Source organism: Hoeflea sp. TYP-13 (genome assembly GCF_040932035.1).
Classification (GTDB): domain Bacteria; phylum Pseudomonadota; class Alphaproteobacteria; order Rhizobiales; family Rhizobiaceae; genus Hoeflea_A.
This window is the reverse complement of sequence record NZ_JBFRBB010000001.1, coordinates 1,071,190-1,086,850: the sequence shown is the minus strand read 5'-3', so window position 1 is coordinate 1,086,850 and position 15,661 is coordinate 1,071,190. Positions and strand designations below refer to the sequence as shown.

Below are 15,661 nucleotides of genomic sequence, written 5' to 3'. Positions count from 1 at the left end.
TCGCCCATTATTGCGGGTCTTGGTAGGTCTCGATTTTTTCTCTCAGTTCGTCCGGAAACGGCTCCGATCTTGGCGGGTCGCGGGTAAAATCGCTGTGCACGAGTGTCGGCTCGGCATGCAGCAGTTCCTCCCCGTCAGGGCGTTTCGCACGGACCGACAGGGTCATTGACGACCGGTTCAGCGCCTTGACGCTCAGGCTCCAGTCGATCTCGTCACCGAGCTCTGCCGGGCGCAGGAAGTTCACATTCACCGTGACGGTGGGCAGGCCTTTATTGCGCTTGAAATGCAGGTCGTGGAACGAGCATTCCAGCGGTCCTGCAAACCAATCCTCCACCAGATTGTTCACGTGTTCCAGCAGCCGCGGATAAAAAGCGATGCCTGCCGGATCGCAATCGGCAAACCGCAAAACCCGCGTGACTGTGAAAACACCAGCCATGTGTCTACTCCGCCGCCAGCGCCACGGGTTTGACGTGCTGGCTGGGACGCGCTTTGCGCTGCAGTTCAAGCGCGCTTTCGCGTGCCTTTGCCTGCTCGCGGTAGGCCTGATCGCGGCCCGTTAGATATTGCGGCGGCCAGTGACCGACCTCTGCGCCATAGGTCGCGGCGGCGCGTCTTGTAAAATACGGATCCCACAGATGCGGACGGGCGAGCGCGACCAGATCGGCGCGCCGTGTGTGAAGGATCGTATTGACCTGCGCCGCCTCGGTGATGTTGCCCACCGCCATGGTGGCGATCTTCGGCACGTTGCGCACGGCTTCTGCAAACTGCGCCTGGAACATGCGCCCGTATACGGGCTGTTGATCCGGCACCGTCTGGCCGGCGGATACGTCGATCAGGTCGCAGCCGGCGTCGTGGAAGGCATTGGCGATTGCGAACAGATCTTCTTCGCTCAGGCCGCCCTCCTTCCAGTCGGTCGCCGAGACACGCACGGACATCGGCTTTTCCTGCGGCCAGACGGCGCGCATTGCCTCGAATATCTCAAGCGGAAAGCGCAGCCGGTTTTCAACCGAGCCGCCATATGCGTCGGTACGCCGGTTGGTGAGAGGCGACAGGAACGAGCCAAAAAGATAGCCGTGAGCGCAATGCAGTTCGAGCATGTCAAAACCGGCACGCGCGGCCCGTTCCGCGCCTTGAACGAAATCGTCGCGGATACGGTCCATGCCAGCCCGGTCCAGCTCCTGCGGAACCTGGCTAATGCCTTCGAAATACGGGATCGGCGATGCCGAAAGGAGCGGCCAGTTCTTGTCGGCGTCGGCAATCGGGTAGTCCATCTTCTCCCAGCCGAGCTGGGTCGAGCCCTTGCGGCCGGAATGCCCCAGCTGCATGCAGAATTTGGTGTCGGAATTGGCATGGACGAAATCGACAATCCGTTTCCACTGGGCCTCGTGATCGTCGGTCCACATTCCGGGGCATCCAAGCGTGATGCGCGCGTCCGGCGACGGGCATGTCATTTCGCAATAGATCATGCCCATGCCGCCGAGCGCGTGGGAGGTGTAGTGGACAAAATGCCAGTCGGTCAGGTCGCCGTTCTCGTCAGCGGAATATTGCGCCATCGGTGACATGACCACGCGGTTCGGGATCTCCAGTTCGCGCAGCCTGAACGGCGTAAACATCGGCGTCGGACGCGACCTACGCACATCGATGCCGGTCTCACGGTAGTAGCGTTCGTACCAGGCGGTATCGACAGCCTCGACATAGGACGGATCGCGCAAAATGAGGTTGTCATAGGTAATGGATTTTGCCCGGCACATAACGACCATGGAAAACTGCATCGGGTCCATGTCCCAGGAGCGGCCCATATGTTCGAACCATGCAAGCGACACGTCGGCATTGTGCTGGATGATCTGGCAAGGGGTGCGGCGCTCATCGTCATAGGCCTTGAAGGCCACTTCCACAGACTGTTCGCCGTGCTCGAGCACCGCATCGGAAAGGGCGATACCGCATTCCATGGCGAGCTTGGTGCCGGAGCCGATGGAAAAGTGCGCAGACGCCTTGGCATCGCCAAGGATGACAATGTTCTCGTGATACCATTTTTCGCAGAATATGCGCGGGAACTTGCGCCAGTTGGAGCGATTCAACAGCAGGCCGTGGCCCTGCAGTTCGTCGGCGAATATTGCTTCGAGCTTTACTTTCGAACCTTCCTCATCGAACTCCTCGAAGCCATGACCCTGCCAGCAGGCCTCGTCCATTTCGAAGACCCAGGTCGAGGCGTCGGCTTGGTACTGGTAGGTGTGGGCGCAGATGATGCCGTGCTCGGTCATGCGGAAGAAATAGTTGAATTCGTCCATGGGCCGGGTCGAACCCATCCAGCAGAAACGGTTCGATTTGATCGTTATGCTTGGCTGGAAAGCGTCAGCGAAATGATCGCGTATGGCTGAATTGATCCCGTCGGAAGCGACGATGATGTCGGAATCGGCGAAACGGACACCGAGTTCCGCCGGCTCAATGCGATCCGAGAAATTCAGAACAACGCCCAGTTCCTCGCAGCGTTCGTGCAGAATTCTGAGCAGGGTGAAGCGTGACGTTCCGCAAAACCCGTTGCCGGCGCAGCGCACCTCCTCACCCTTGAAATGGATGGCGATATCATCCCAATAGGCAAAGTGATCGCGGATTTTCTCGTAGGTCTCGGGGTCGCGGGAAAGAAATTCATCGAGTGTGTCGTCGGAGAAAACCACGCCGAAACCGAACGTGTCGTCGTCCCGGTTCTGCTCGAAAACTTCGATGGTCCAATCGGGGCGCTGCTTCTTTGTCAGCAACGCGAAATAGAGACCGCCAGGACCGCCGCCCACTACCGTGATCTTCATGATGCACTCCCTATCGAAACGCATCTCGACTCGACGCGCCTAAATTTATTTTATATATTAATATTTCATATATAAGATAAATGCAACAGCTTTTTGAGCAGGGAGATCAAAGTCCGAGCCGGACACGGTGCCGAACGCGCTGAATAACCGGGAAAAGAAGTCCTCTTCACATGCCGACCAGGCACAAACGGATTGGCACCGTCTGCGCCTGATGATATCCCGGTCGCATGGACAAGGACGCGCAAACCATCCCGGCCGGACCTGCAAAAGGTTCAATGGTTGAAGAAAGCTACAGCGAACGCGAACGACGCGTATTGCGGCTTTGGCTGCGGCTGGTGCGAACATCCCGGCGCATCGAATCCGACGTCAGCGCTCAGATGCAGAAGACCTTCGGAGTGCGGTTCGTACGCTTCGACGTTCTCTCCCAGCTTTATCGGGCACCGGACAATTGCCTGTCGGTGGGCGATCTCGGCGCCAGCCTTCTTGCCCCTTCGGGCAACATATCCTCGCTGCTCGACCGGATGGAAGCCGATGGCCTCGTCCTGCGTGTCGCCGATCCGAACGACCGCCGCCGGTATCTCATACGACTAACAGACAAAGGGCTTGCCCGCTTTGACGAGATGGCGCAGGCCAATGCTCACTGGGTGGCCGGCGCCTTTGCCGCCATCGACGACGAAACACTCGACCGGCTGCATGACGAACTCGGTTCCATTGCGGATATCTGCGACTGACGCGAGCGGGCCTTACCGGTTCACGAACGAGGCGAGTTCCTTCGCGCAGGCCACGACCGCGACCGACGCCGTGTCTACGTCAAGATCCTCCATCGCGACGACACCGACCGACGCTTCGAAGCTCGCGACCTGACGGCCGTCGGGAAGAATCGGGCTGGCAACGCCAACTGCACCCGGCTGCAATTCACCGCGCGTAACGCTGAATCCCAGCCGGCGGCTTTCCTTCACCGCATCGCTGTCATCGGGCAGTTCTTTCCTGCCGGCAAGGATTGCAATGCCCGCCGCGCCGCGGTCGATCGGATGACGGCTTCCAACCCGATAGCCGACACGCAGTAATCCCTCATCCGGCTCGGCAACCGAAAGAGCCGCGCATTCCTCGCCACTGGCGACTGAGATGAAGGCCGTTGCGCTTGTGCGGCGGGCAAGGTCTGAAAGGATGGGCTGTGCAATAATGCGCAGTTGCGGCCCGAATTGCGTGGCAAGCTCCAGCACCCCCACGCCCAAAATCAAGCGCCCCCCGGCAGTACGGGATATGAGGGCACGCTCTTCAAGCGTCGCGGCAATGCGGTAGGCGATCGCGCGATCCACGCCGAGTTCCTCGGCCAGGGTCGCAACCCCGACACCGTCCCTGCGGGCTGCGATAATCTGCAGAGCGCTGATGCCTCTGTCCAAAGTCTGAAGTGTCGCCATCGGGATTTCCGGTTTCTTGACTTGGTCCGCTTCATTTGCTTGTGTGCATTATAAGGTACATTTTGTGCGATAAAAGTAAATACTGAGGGAATTGGCATGACGAACACAGGCGAACGTGACGACAGGGCCGCGGCTTCAATCGCCGACGGGTGTCCGTTTCCGCACGACCTGACAGCGCCGAATGGTTGCCCGGTCTCCGTGCGGGCCGCTGAATTCGATCCATTCGAGGGGCCGTATCAGGTCGACCCCGCCGAAGCCCTGCGCTGGTCCCGTGAACAGGAACCTGTCTTCTACAGTCCGAAGCTCGGCTATTGGGTGGTCACGCGCTATGACGATGTGAAGGCGGTTTTCCGCGACAATCTGGTGTTCTCGCCGGCGATCGCGCTCGAAAAGATCACGCCGGTTTCGCAGGAAGCGCAGGATACGCTCAAGCGCTACGACTACGGCATGAACCGCACGCTTGTGAACGAGGACGAACCGGAGCATATGGCACGCCGGCGTGCTCTTATGCACTCGTTCGAGCCGGCCGAGCTCGCCAATCACGAGCCGATGGTGCGCCGGCTGACATCCGAATTCATCGACCGTTTCATAGACAAGGGCAAGGCCGACCTCGTCGACGAAATGCTCTACGAAATCCCACTGACCGTGGCGTTGCATTTCCTCGGCGTGCCGGAAGAGGATATGGCGCCGCTCAAGGCGTTCTCAGTCGCTCACACCGTCAACACCTGGGGACGGCCCTCACAGGAAGAACAGGTGGCTGTTGCAGAATCCGTCGGCAGGTTCTGGCAGTATTCCGGCAAGGTCATTGAAAAGATGCGCGCCGATCCGTCAGGCCACGGATGGATGCGCTTTTCCATCCGACGGCAGCAGGAACTGCCGGATGTCGTTACCGACTCCTATCTCCACTCCATGATGATGGCGGGCCTTGTGGCGGCGCACGAAACGACTGCGCATGCCATGGCAAACGCCATGCGCCTGCTGCTCTCAAACCCGGATGTCTGGGAAGAGGTCTGTGAGAACCCTACCCTTATACCCAACACAGTCGAAGAATGCCTGCGCGCCTCGGGAAGCATTGTCGCCTGGCGGCGTATCGCGACCGGGGACACGTCGGTTGGCGGCGTTCCGATCCCCGAGGGCTCGAAGCTGCTTATCGTCATGACATCGGCAAATCACGATCAGCGCCATTTCGAAAATCCGGACGAGCTGGACATTTACCGCGACAACACGACGGATCACCTGACATTCGGCTACGGCAGCCATCAGTGTCTCGGCAAGAACCTCGCGCGTATGGAAATGCGGATATTCCTCGAGGAATTCACCCGCCGTCTGCCGCATATGAAGCTCGCGGCCGATCAGGAATTCGTCTATCTGCCCAATACATCCTTTCGTGGACCGCACAATCTTTGGGTTGAATGGGATCCGGCGAAGAACCCGGAACGCATGAACCCGGAGATCCTGGACCGACGCCGCACCTACAGCATCGGCGCACCGTCAAAAGCGGATATTGCACGGCAGATCACGGTCGCCGAAATCAAGCCGGAAGCCGATGGCGTCATACGGCTTGTCCTCAAGGATGCCCGTGGACGCAAGCTGCCGCGCTGGAGCCCCGGATCGCATGTCGATCTCCTCGTTGGCGACTACGAGCGCAAATATTCGCTCTGCGGTGATGCCGACGACCGGTCATGCTATCAGGTGGCGGTCCTGCGCGAAGACGACGGCCGCGGCGGCTCTGTTCATATCCATGAGAGCGTGAAGACCGGCGCGACTATCAAAATGCGCGGCCCCAAAAACCATTTCCGCCTCGATGAGACGGCCGGACGCTATATCCTGATCGCCGGCGGCATCGGTATCACGCCGATCCTAGCCAAGGCGGACCGGTTGAAGGTGCTCGGCAAACCATACGAGCTCCATTATGCCGGGCGCGCGACGGCGTCGATGTCATTCATCAAGCGGCTGCAACAGGACCACGGCGATTTTCTCAGCCTCTATGCGAAGGCCGACGGCAAACGGATGGATATGGTTCATCTGCTTGACGGCCTCGACAATGCAACGCAAGTCTATGCGTGCGGGCCTGAGCGTATGCTGGATCAATTGCAGCAAATGGCAGATGACTGGCCGGAAAACACACTCCACATTGAGCATTTTTCCGCCGTCGATTCAGCACTCGACCCGGACAAGGAACACGCTTTCGAAGCGGAGTTGCGCGATTCCGGTCTGACGGTCACAGTCCCCGCCGATCAAACGCTTCTGCAGACCCTTCAGGCGGCGGGCATCGATGTGCCCTGCGACTGCCAGGAGGGTCTTTGCGGATCCTGCGAGGTTGCGGTTCTCGATGGCGATATCGATCATCGCGACAAGGTGCTGAGCATGTCGGAACGCAATGCAAATAATCGCCTGATGACCTGCTGCTCACGCGCAAAGGGAAGCAAGGTCACACTGGCACTGTAGCAAGACGCAAATTCGGTGCCGAAGTGCGGGTCCTGTCGTGCAGCGCGCCACAACGTCACACGCACAAATGCATTGAATTACTTGACCGAACGTTCGGTCAATTTTATGAATAGGCTCGCAGAAGGAGGAAAACATGATCAAACTTTCAAAAATTCTGGCACTTGCCACAGCAGCAACCGTTGCCCTTTCCGGCGCGGTGGCATTTGCGGCGGACCATACGCTGACGATCTCGAGCTGGGCTCCGCCGACGCACGGAATCAACTCGAAGATGTGGCCTAAATTCGTTGAAATGATTGAAGAAGCGACCGACGGCAAGGTGACGGCTGAGCTGAAATTCGGTCTTGCGCCGCCGCCCGCACAGATGGATCTCGTCATGGATGGCGCAGCCGATCTGTCGATCATATTTCACGGCTATCAGGCAGGCCGCTTCACAGGCACCAAGCTGATCGAACTGCCGGGTTATGAAGGCAATGCCGAGCAGGCTTCGGTCGCCTACTGGCGCGTTCATGACAAATATCTTGCCGATCTCGATGAGCATCGCGGCGTCAAACTGATCGCCCTGCACACGCACGGCCCGGCTCAGCTTCACAGCGCCGAACCGGTATCGTCGCTCGATGAGATCAGCGGCCTGAAGGTTCGTATCCCCGGCGGTGTCGGCGGCGATGTGGGCGCGGCGCTCGGTGCAACAGGCATCAAGGTGCCGGCACCCAAGGTTTACGAGACACTGGCCTCGGGCGCTGCCGACGGTGTCGTCATGCCGTTCGAAAGCCGCAAAGGCTTCAAGCTGACGGAAGTCGCTCCGAACGTATATGAACTGCCGGGCGGCCTTTATCGCGGTTCATTCGCATACATCATGAATGAAGACGCCTTCGCCGATCTTCCGGCCGACCTGCAGGCCGCGCTGGAGGAAAAGGTGTTCGGCGAGCGGCTGAGCCGCGAACTCGGCGCGATCTGGGACGAGATCGATGCAGCCGGACGCGAGGCGACGGTCGCTGCTGAAGGCAACACGATCAACGCGGCTTCGGACGCGGACCGTGAAGCCTATGGTGCCATCCAGGCACAAGTGATCGACAAGGTTCTGACGGAACTTTCCGACAAGGGCGTCGACGCCAAGGCCGCACACGAAGCCGTCAAGGCGGAAATGGCCGCAAACTAACCCACATCAAGAAACCGGCGGGTGCGTCAGCACCCGCCTCCCCTGCCAAAGCAAGGCTATGCCATGAAACCACTTGAGACGGTGGCAAGGCGCTTGTCCGATGCGCCCATATACCTGGCCTCCGCAGCGCTTTTTGTCCTGATGATCATGACATTTTGCGACGTGGTTCTGCGTTCTGCATTCAACGCTCCAATCGAAGCAGCAACCGAATTGACCAGGATACTGATGGCCATTCTGGTGTTTTCAGTCATGCCCGTGATTTCGGGCAGATCCGAGCACATTGCAGTCGATCTTGCCGACGGCCTGTTTGACCGATACCGCCTAACCCGCCTTCGCGACGGGATCATTACGCTTGTCAGCGGTCTGATGCTTTGGTGGCCGACCAACAGGGTATGGGTTCTGGCCGAACGCGCGCGCTCTTATGGCGACGTCACCGAGTATCTGGCGATACCGCAATATCTGATCGGCTGGTTTATTGCCGCCGCGACGGCGCTCACCGCCCTGGTGCTGGTGGTCAAAGGTCTGATTGTCCTCTTCAAGCCATCGCTCATAGACACATCGCAAATCTAAAAGATCTCCCATGACACTCGCCCTATTTGGTTTTGCCGCAGTCCTCATTCTCGTTCTCATCCGTATGCCCATCGTCTTTGCCATGGGCCTCGTTGGCACGCTCGGCTATATCCACATACGCGGCTTTAACGGCGCCATGTCGATGGTCGGACGCCAGATCATGGACACGGCCCAGGACTATGGACTGTCCGTCGTTCCGCTGTTCATCCTGATGGGGTTGTTCGTCAGCAAAGGCGGCCTCAGCCGAGAGCTCTACGTCGTGTCCCACGCCTTTCTCGGCCACATGCGCGGCGGGCTGGCAATGGCGACGGTCGTCGCCTGCGGCGGTTTTTCTGCGATATGCGGCTCGTCGCTGGCGACAGCCGCAACCATGTCGAAAGTGGCGATGCCGGAAATGCGCCGTTTCGGCTATTCGGACGAACTCTCCACGGCTTCGATTGCCGCCGGCGGAACGCTCGGCATCCTGATCCCGCCTTCGGTGATCCTGGTGATCTATGGCCTTCTGACCGAAACCTCGATTGGCAAACTGTTCATCGCCGGCGTCATTCCGGGCCTGCTTGGCATTCTGTTCTATCTCTTCGCTGTGCGCTGGACGGTTCACAGGAATCCGGAAGCCGGCCCTGCGGCCGGACGCGTGCACTGGCGCGAGCGCCTGCGCGCGGTCAAGGGCGTGTGGGCGGTGCTGGTGCTGTTTTTCCTGGTGATCGGCGGGCTCTACGGTGCGCTGGATTTCTACCCGATCCATCTGACCTTCTCACCGACTGAAGCAGCCGGCATGGGTGCAATGGGCGCATTCCTGATCGCACTTTCCCGGGGCAATCTAAGCTTCCGGGCTACGCTTGGCGTATTGAAAGAAACCGCATCCACAGCCGCGGCGCTCTTCGCGGTGCTGATCGGCGCACAGATCTTTTCCAATTTCGTCAACCTGGCAGGTCTGCCGGAAGCGCTGATCGAGATCGTGACGGTCAACGCCGTTTCGCCCTTCATGGTCATGGCGATGATCCTGGCGATCTACATTATCCTCGGCTGCGTTTTCGAGAGCCTCTCCATGCTGCTCCTGACGGTGCCGATCTTCTTCCCGCTGGTCATGTCGCTTGGCTATGACCCGGTCTGGTTCGGCATCATTGTCGTGGTCGTCACGGAAATCAGCCTGATCACGCCGCCGGTCGGCCTCAACGTCTTCATATTGAAGGGCGTCGTTGGCGACGTAACCACAGCGACCATATTCAGGGGCGTCACGCCGTTCTGGGTCGCCGACATTTTCCGCCTGGCGCTCCTCGTACTGATTCCGGCAATCACGCTGTTTTTGCCCGGAAGAATGTAAATTGTGCGGGCCGAAGCCCGCCCAAACGCCAGAATGGTGGAAGCGCAGCCCTACTGGTTCAGCATTGGCACGACATCATTCCGTTCTGCCAGGCGTTCCAGATTGATGATGGTCGACAACATGATCCTGTCCTGGCTCCAGTCATTGGGCTTCTGGATCGCGACTGTTGCGGCACCGACGACAGCAAGCAGCGGTATCATCAGGCAGACAAGAGCCGATTTGCGGTTCTTGTCGACCTTGCCTTCAAACAGCGAAACCAGCCGATGGCGCAGCAGGATTGCCGGTGTCCGGCCAAACAGCGAACGGTCGGGCTTGAAGAGGGCAACTTTGGGCAGCGATACGGAGAACAGATGGTCACGGCGCAGGCTGTTCTGGCAAACTCTCAGCAGGCAACGGCAATAGGCTTCCACATCATAGCGGTTGCGGGCGATCACCTGCTGATCGCAGGACAGTTCGCGCAGATGCTCAACCTGACGCTTCCAGATGTAGTAGACCGGGTTCCAGAAGAAGACGGGTTTCAAAAACTCGAGCGCCAGTTCCCACTCAATGTCCGACTGGCGCAAATGCTGGAGTTCGTGACCCAGTGCGATCTTCAGGTCCTCTCCGTCGGCAAGCATGCTCGTTGGAATGACAACGAAGCGTTTGCGCAGTGTGCGCGTGGAGAACGGTACCCGGGTGGTATCCGACAACAACAGATGAAGACGACCGAAGCGGCGCCAGACATAGCTGTTGTCGATAATCCTGTGCAGCCGGTAGATGCTGATTGCCAGGCGCGCTGCAAAAAACAACATTCCGGACAGCAGGAAAGCAGAAACAATGATGCCAAGCTGGTTGTTGAGGTTGAACAGATCGCTGGTCATGCTGTTGCGAAGGCCGAGAAACGCTTCCAACTGTGACGGGTTCATCTCAAAGCGGCCCTGCAAATACTGGGCGACGATAATGTCGGACAGTGTCACCGGGACATCCGGTGAAAGCACGCCTGTTTTCGATATCAGGCCGAAACAGAGAACAAAAACCGGGCTTAGCGCTACGGCAAGAAACAGGCCGTTCAGCAGGCGCAACTGGGTAACATAGGCATGTTTCATGCCCAGCCGGTTGAGAATAAAACGCGCGAGGAGCCACAGACCGAAGACAAAGGCGAGCAGGATGTTAAAGTTGAGATAGGCGTCAAGAACGGCGCTAGTCGGTATCATTTTTCAACCTCCTATCGAGCAGTTCACGGATCTCGTTCAGCGCATCCTTCGAAAGATCATTGTCGTCGACCAACCGGGCAACGAGCGATGCCGGCGTGTTGTCGAACAGTTTTTCGGAAAGGTCCTTCAAGGATCGGGATTGATAGGCGTCCTTGGTGAGCAACGCCCTGTAGACGAATGTCTTGCCCTGTTTGGTGCTGGTAACGAATCCTTTTTGCTCAAGGATTCTCATAATCGTCGCCGCTGACGTGTAGGCCAGATCGCGTCCCGGAGCCAGTTTGGCCAGGACATCACGCACGGTCCCCTCGCCGATTTCCCAAAGACGGGTCATGAATTCAAGCTCGACTTCAGTCAGAAATTCAGCTTTCTTCTTTTGTCTCATCAATCATCCCGTCCCAAGACAAACCGCGCGTCGCACCACTAAATACTAAATCTTTCGTTTTTCCAAGGCATATTTTTCCGCCCTATTGATTATCGGGGAGAGGCGCGCGAAGCGGCACTCGATTCTCACACTTTCCAGAAACAGAACACGCCCCAGGCGATGCTGAGCCCGAGCGGCGCCCACAGCGGCATGCCCATGATGCCGAGCCAGGCGAGGAATATGTAGACGGTTCCCAACAGCGAGATGAACAGCCGGTCTCCGCGGGTGGTCACAAGACCAAAAACGCCCTTGCGCTCCGCGCCTCCCGGGTAACGGATTTCCAGAACCGTCAATACGCCCATGGCCATAAAGATTCCGATGAAGACCAGGGCCGTCGGCCATGTCCATGCCATCCAGCTCAGCATCAGACCCTCCCCAGGGCAAAGCCCTTGGCTATATAGTTGCGGACGAAGTAGATGACGATGGCACCCGGAATGATCGTCAGGGTTCCGGCGGCGGCCAGAAGCCCCAGCTCATAACCGGCACTCGATGCGGTTTTGGTCATGGTAGCGGCGATCGGCTTGGCGGCAACGGCCGTCAGCGTCTTGGCCAGCAGCAATTCAACCCAGGAAAACATGAAGCAGAAGAAGGCCGCCACTCCGACGCCGGAACTGATCGCCGGCAGAAAGATCCGGATGAAGAACCGCGGAAAGGAATAGCCGTCCACATAGGCCGTTTCATCGAGTTCCTTGGGCACGCCGCTCATGAAGCCTTCCAAAATCCATACCGCCAGCGGAATGTTGAACAGGCAGTGGGCGAGCGCCACAGCCAGATGGGTATCGAACAGGCCGACGGCGGAATAGAGCTGGAAAAACGGCAACGCGAAAACGGCCGCAGGCGCCATCCGGTTTGTCAGAAGCCAGAAGAAGAGCTGCTTGCCGCCGAGAAAGTTGTAGCGGGAAAATGCGTAAGCTGCGGGAAGTGCAACGACAACCGATATGACCGTATTGAGGGACACATAGATGATCGAATTGATGTAGCCCCAGTACCAGGTCGGATCGGTGAAGATCACCCGGTAATTGTCGAAGGTCCAGGTCTGCGGGAACAGCGAGAAGCCGGACAGGATCTCGCCCGTCGTCTTGAAGCTCATCGCCACCAGCCAGTAGATCGGCAAAAGCAGGAAAAGGATGTAGATGATTGGTATAAGGCTTCTTTTCTGCATCTGTCCTTACCTTAACGGGCATCGTTTCTGGTCATCAGCGTGTAGAAGAGCCACGAGACCAGGAGTGTGATTGCGAAATAGATGAGCGACATGGCGGCTGCCGGACCGAGGTCGAACTGGCCGAGGGCGATCTTGACGAGGTCAATGGACAGCAATGTCGTTGAGTTGCCGGGTCCGCCACCGGTCAGAACGAAGGGTTCGGTGTAGATGTTGAAGCTGTCCATGAAGCGCAGCAGTATGGCGATGGTCAGCACCTGTTTCATCTTGGGAAGCTGGATGTAACGGAACACCGACCAGCTGGACGCCCCATCGATCTTGGCGGCCTGGTAATAGGCATCGGGAATGGAGACCAGACCCGCGTAGCTCAGCAGCACCACAAGCGACGTCCAGTGCCAGACATCCATGACAATGATGGTGACCCAGGCAGCCAGCGGATCCTGGGTCATGTTGTAGTTCACACCCAGCGTATGGTTCATGAAATAGCCGAGGAGGCCGATATCGGGCAGCGTGAAGATGTTCCACATGGCGCCGACAACATTCCACGGAATGAGCATCGGAAGCGCCATGGTGACCAGGCACACCGGCACCCAGAACCCCTTTCGCGGCATTGCCAGCGCGATGATGACGCCGAGCGGAACCTCGATTGCGAGGATGATGCCGGTGAACAGGAACTGACGGCCAAGGGCGGCATGGAACCGGTCCGAATTCAACAGTTTCTCGAACCAGTCGAGGCCCTGCCAGAAGAACAGATTGTCGCCGAAGGTTTCCTGGACGGAGTAGTTCACCACCGTCATCATCGGAATGAGCGCATTGAAGGCGACAAGCAGCAGGACGGGTGTGACGAACAGCCAGGCTCTTTGATATTCGGTTTTCATCAGGCTGCCTCCCCCGGCTCGGTTGCGATCCAGCCGTCGCTGTAAAGGCGGGTCTGGGCCGGCTGGAAATTCAGGTGCACGGTTTCGCCCTGCGCGGGTGCTGCGCCTTCGACGATCGCGTTGACGCGCGTTTCACCAACCATTGCCTCGACGACATTATGGCGGCCGACATCGGCAACCTTTCGGACCTTTGCCTCAAGCCCGGTTTTACCGAGCGATACGAATTCCGGGCGGATGCCGATCTGCGTATCGCCCGTTGCATTGGTGCCGATCGCCCCCTCCAGAGCGATTGCCGTACCATTCAGAAATGCGCCGCCGCTGCGAACTTCGCAGGGCAATACATTCATGCCCGGCGAGCCGATGAAATGGCCGACAAATGTGTGGGCCGGGCGCTCGAACAGTTCGACGGGTGTTCCAATCTGGACAATCTCACCTTCCTGCATCACCACCACCTGGTCGGCAAATGTCAGCGCCTCGGTCTGGTCATGGGTGACATAGATCATCGTCGCCCGAACACGCTGGTGCAGTTCCTTGAGTTTCGAGCGCAGCTTCCATTTCAGGTGCGGATCGATGACGGTCAGCGGTTCATCGAACATGACGACATTGACATCGTCGCGCACAAGACCGCGCCCCATCGAAATCTTCTGCTTGTTGTCCGGAGAGAGATTTGACGCACGGGTCTGCAGCATGTCGGTCACTTCGAGCATGGCGGCGATCTCGTTGACGCGCGCTTTGACCTTTTCTTCTCCCACGCGACGATTGCGCAGCGGAAAAGCGAGGTTGTCGAACACCGTCATCGTGTCGTAGATCACCGGAAACTGAAACACCTGGGCAATGTTGCGCTCGGCCGGCGGCAGGCTGGTGACATCGCGGTCGTCGAACAGGATGTTTCCTTCCGACGGGACGAGCAGACCGGAAATGATGTTCAGGAGCGTTGATTTCCCGCATCCGGACGGGCCGAGCAGCGCATAGGCACCGCCATCGTCCCAATCGAGGTCGATTTCTTTAAGCGCATAGTCCTGCGGTCCGGCGGGTTCGGGAAAGTAGCTGTGCCGCAGCTTGGACAGTGTGATCTTTGCCATTGTATCCGCCTCTTAAGCTGCAAATTTGCCGTCAGGTGCGAAATAGAAGCACTTGGACGGATCCATGAAGAACTGGTGATCTTCTCCGACGTGGTATGGATGCACGCCCGGCGCCAGCGACACCCAGCTCCGATCGCCAAGCAGAAAGTGAGCGCTGCTTTCCGATCCGCTGAGCTCGGTTACCTGAACGGTACCCATCATCGGAACGAGATTGCCGGACCGTTTGACCGGCGTGACATGGTTGGGACGCACCGCAACGGTGTAGTCTCCATCGGCGAGAGCAGCAGCGGCACCTTCAAGTGTCCACCTGACATTGGCATTGAGCCGCGCCTCATTGCCATGCTTTTGAATGGGAGCGGTGTTGATCGGCGGATCGGAGAACACCTCGGCAGACACGAGATCCCGCGGATTTCGGTAAATCTCAGCTGTGCGGCCGAATTGCGTGACTCTGCCGTCATCCATCAGGCAGGTATAGCCGCCGAGCAGAAGGGCTTCCTCGGGTTCCGAGGTCGCATAGACAACGACGGCGCCCCGTCCGGCAAAGAGTTCCGGCAACTGGTCGCGCAATTCCTCGCGCAGCTTGTAATCGAGATTGGCGAGCGGCTCGTCCAGAAACACCGCGTTGCTTTCCTTGGCGATGGCGCGGGCAAGCGCGGTGCGCTGCTGCTGACCGCCCGACAATTCGCTCGGCCGGCGATTCAGCATCGGGCGGAGTTGCAGTATATCGGCGGCTTCCTCTACCCGCCCTTGAATTTCGGATTTCGCCATTCCGGCGATCTTCAGGGGCGAGGCGATGTTGTCGAAAACCGTCATATGCGGATAGTTGACGAAGAACTGGTGGACCAGGCTGATATTGCGCTTCTGGGTCGTCAGGTCCGTGACGTCGCGGCCGTCCATGACGATCTGCCCGGAGGACACCCGGTCAAGGCCGGCCATCAACTTGATGAGCGAAGTCTTTCCGGCTCCGGTTTCGCCGAGCAGGACATTGAACTGCCCGGGCTCCAGACGAAGGTTCGTTTCCTTGATATGGGTGTCGAGGCCGACGCGCTTTGTTACGTTTCTGAGTTCAAGGGCCATATTCGCGTATCTTTCGGCGGTGGACGGATATCCACGCTGGCGCTTTCCGTTCGGAAAATTCACTTTTGGAAATAAGCCGGGACCCAAGGGTCCCGGCCAGGTCGGCCCGGAGGAAATGTGGGCACGAC

15 protein-coding genes are annotated in these 15,661 nt (G+C 58.5%); 5 read left to right on the top strand and 10 right to left on the bottom strand.

Going from position 1 to position 15,661, the window contains the following annotated elements:
- Positions 1-7: 7 nt before the first annotated feature.
- Together ABVT35_RS05040 and ABVT35_RS05035 are read right to left on the bottom strand one after the other, a co-directional pair.
- The gene (locus ABVT35_RS05040) at positions 8-436 is read right to left on the bottom strand and encodes an acyl-CoA thioesterase (protein ID WP_368465187.1); all 429 of its coding nucleotides are present in this window, start codon (positions 434-436) and stop codon (positions 8-10) included.
- Between the two features lie 4 nt (positions 437-440).
- The gene (locus tag ABVT35_RS05035) at positions 441-2,804 is read right to left on the bottom strand and encodes a bifunctional salicylyl-CoA 5-hydroxylase/oxidoreductase (protein ID WP_368465186.1); all 2,364 of its coding nucleotides are present in this window, start codon (positions 2,802-2,804) and stop codon (positions 441-443) included.
- Positions 2,805-3,031: 227 nt separating this feature from the next.
- Between ABVT35_RS05035 and ABVT35_RS05030 the strand changes: the two genes are divergently transcribed.
- Positions 3,032-3,535 (top strand): MarR family winged helix-turn-helix transcriptional regulator, encoded by a 504-nt coding sequence (locus ABVT35_RS05030; protein ID WP_368465185.1) that lies wholly within the window; start codon positions 3,032-3,034, stop codon positions 3,533-3,535.
- 12 nt (positions 3,536-3,547) lie between these two features.
- On the opposite strand, the gene ABVT35_RS05025 is transcribed toward ABVT35_RS05030, so the two are convergent.
- The gene (locus ABVT35_RS05025; RefSeq protein WP_368465184.1) at positions 3,548-4,225 is read right to left on the bottom strand and encodes an IclR family transcriptional regulator; all 678 of its coding nucleotides are present in this window, start codon (positions 4,223-4,225) and stop codon (positions 3,548-3,550) included.
- A gap of 96 nt (positions 4,226-4,321) precedes the next feature.
- Here ABVT35_RS05025 and ABVT35_RS05020 point away from each other — a divergent pair, with 96 nt between their 5' ends.
- The 4 genes from ABVT35_RS05020 (at position 4,322) to ABVT35_RS05005 (ending at position 9,723) form a co-directional block, all read left to right on the top strand.
- Positions 4,322-6,673: a cytochrome P450/oxidoreductase gene (locus ABVT35_RS05020; protein ID WP_368465183.1), complete on the top strand. Its 2,352-nt coding sequence runs from the start codon at positions 4,322-4,324 to the stop codon at positions 6,671-6,673.
- 133 nt (positions 6,674-6,806) lie between these two features.
- Positions 6,807-7,829 (top strand): TRAP transporter substrate-binding protein, encoded by a 1,023-nt coding sequence (locus ABVT35_RS05015; RefSeq protein ID WP_368465182.1) that lies wholly within the window; start codon positions 6,807-6,809, stop codon positions 7,827-7,829.
- 63 nt (positions 7,830-7,892) lie between these two features.
- The gene (locus tag ABVT35_RS05010; RefSeq protein WP_368465181.1) at positions 7,893-8,399 is read left to right on the top strand and encodes a TRAP transporter small permease; all 507 of its coding nucleotides are present in this window, start codon (positions 7,893-7,895) and stop codon (positions 8,397-8,399) included.
- Positions 8,400-8,409: 10 nt separating this feature from the next.
- Positions 8,410-9,723 carry a TRAP transporter large permease gene (locus ABVT35_RS05005; protein ID WP_368465180.1) on the top strand — a complete coding sequence of 438 codons (1,314 nt, stop codon included), beginning with the start codon at positions 8,410-8,412 and terminating at the stop codon, positions 9,721-9,723.
- A 50-nt stretch (positions 9,724-9,773) separates the two neighbouring features.
- On the opposite strand, the gene ABVT35_RS05000 is transcribed toward ABVT35_RS05005, so the two are convergent.
- The 7 genes from ABVT35_RS05000 to ABVT35_RS04970 all read right to left on the bottom strand — a co-directional run bounded on the left by ABVT35_RS05000 (position 9,774) and on the right by ABVT35_RS04970 (position 15,533).
- Complete coding sequence (locus ABVT35_RS05000) at positions 9,774-10,916, bottom strand: M56 family metallopeptidase (protein WP_368465179.1); 1,143 nt, start codon at positions 10,914-10,916, stop codon at positions 9,774-9,776.
- Positions 10,903-11,298 (bottom strand): BlaI/MecI/CopY family transcriptional regulator, encoded by a 396-nt coding sequence (locus ABVT35_RS04995; protein WP_368465178.1) that lies wholly within the window; start codon positions 11,296-11,298, stop codon positions 10,903-10,905. The genes ABVT35_RS05000 and ABVT35_RS04995 overlap by 14 nt, the downstream gene beginning before the upstream one ends.
- 125 nt (positions 11,299-11,423) lie before the next feature.
- The gene (locus ABVT35_RS04990; protein WP_368466273.1) at positions 11,424-11,705 is read right to left on the bottom strand and encodes a DUF2160 domain-containing protein; all 282 of its coding nucleotides are present in this window, start codon (positions 11,703-11,705) and stop codon (positions 11,424-11,426) included.
- Entirely contained in the window at positions 11,702-12,499 is a 798-nt protein-coding gene (locus ABVT35_RS04985) for a carbohydrate ABC transporter permease (protein ID WP_368465177.1), read from the bottom strand. Before ABVT35_RS04985 ends, ABVT35_RS04990 begins: the two co-directional genes overlap by 4 nt.
- Positions 12,500-12,510: 11 nt before the next feature.
- Complete coding sequence (locus ABVT35_RS04980) at positions 12,511-13,374, bottom strand: carbohydrate ABC transporter permease (RefSeq protein WP_368465176.1); 864 nt, start codon at positions 13,372-13,374, stop codon at positions 12,511-12,513.
- On the bottom strand, positions 13,374-14,456 hold the full coding sequence (locus ABVT35_RS04975; RefSeq protein ID WP_368465175.1) for an ABC transporter ATP-binding protein: 1,083 nt from the start codon (positions 14,454-14,456) through the stop codon (positions 13,374-13,376). The genes ABVT35_RS04980 and ABVT35_RS04975 overlap by 1 nt, the downstream gene beginning before the upstream one ends.
- Before the next feature lie 12 nt (positions 14,457-14,468).
- Entirely contained in the window at positions 14,469-15,533 is a 1,065-nt protein-coding gene (locus tag ABVT35_RS04970; RefSeq protein ID WP_368465174.1) for an ABC transporter ATP-binding protein, read from the bottom strand.
- Positions 15,534-15,661: the final 128 nt, after the last annotated feature.

Coding starts and splice junctions, on each gene's coding strand:
- ABVT35_RS05005 (WP_368465180.1), top strand. CDS start 8,410: ATGACACTCGCCCTATTTGGTTTTGCCGCAGTCCTCATTCTCGTTCTC.
- ABVT35_RS04985 (WP_368465177.1), bottom strand. CDS start 12,499: ATGCAGAAAAGAAGCCTTATACCAATCATCTACATCCTTTTCCTGCTT.
- ABVT35_RS04980 (WP_368465176.1), bottom strand. CDS start 13,374: ATGAAAACCGAATATCAAAGAGCCTGGCTGTTCGTCACACCCGTCCTG.
- ABVT35_RS05025 (WP_368465184.1), bottom strand. CDS start 4,225: ATGGCGACACTTCAGACTTTGGACAGAGGCATCAGCGCTCTGCAGATT.
- ABVT35_RS05015 (WP_368465182.1), top strand. CDS start 6,807: ATGATCAAACTTTCAAAAATTCTGGCACTTGCCACAGCAGCAACCGTT.
- ABVT35_RS05035 (WP_368465186.1), bottom strand. CDS start 2,804: ATGAAGATCACGGTAGTGGGCGGCGGTCCTGGCGGTCTCTATTTCGCG.
- ABVT35_RS05040 (WP_368465187.1), bottom strand. CDS start 436: ATGGCTGGTGTTTTCACAGTCACGCGGGTTTTGCGGTTTGCCGATTGC.
- ABVT35_RS05010 (WP_368465181.1), top strand. CDS start 7,893: ATGAAACCACTTGAGACGGTGGCAAGGCGCTTGTCCGATGCGCCCATA.
- ABVT35_RS05000 (WP_368465179.1), bottom strand. CDS start 10,916: ATGATACCGACTAGCGCCGTTCTTGACGCCTATCTCAACTTTAACATC.
- ABVT35_RS05020 (WP_368465183.1), top strand. CDS start 4,322: ATGACGAACACAGGCGAACGTGACGACAGGGCCGCGGCTTCAATCGCC.
- ABVT35_RS04970 (WP_368465174.1), bottom strand. CDS start 15,533: ATGGCCCTTGAACTCAGAAACGTAACAAAGCGCGTCGGCCTCGACACC.
- ABVT35_RS04975 (WP_368465175.1), bottom strand. CDS start 14,456: ATGGCAAAGATCACACTGTCCAAGCTGCGGCACAGCTACTTTCCCGAA.
- ABVT35_RS05030 (WP_368465185.1), top strand. CDS start 3,032: ATGGACAAGGACGCGCAAACCATCCCGGCCGGACCTGCAAAAGGTTCA.
- ABVT35_RS04995 (WP_368465178.1), bottom strand. CDS start 11,298: ATGAGACAAAAGAAGAAAGCTGAATTTCTGACTGAAGTCGAGCTTGAA.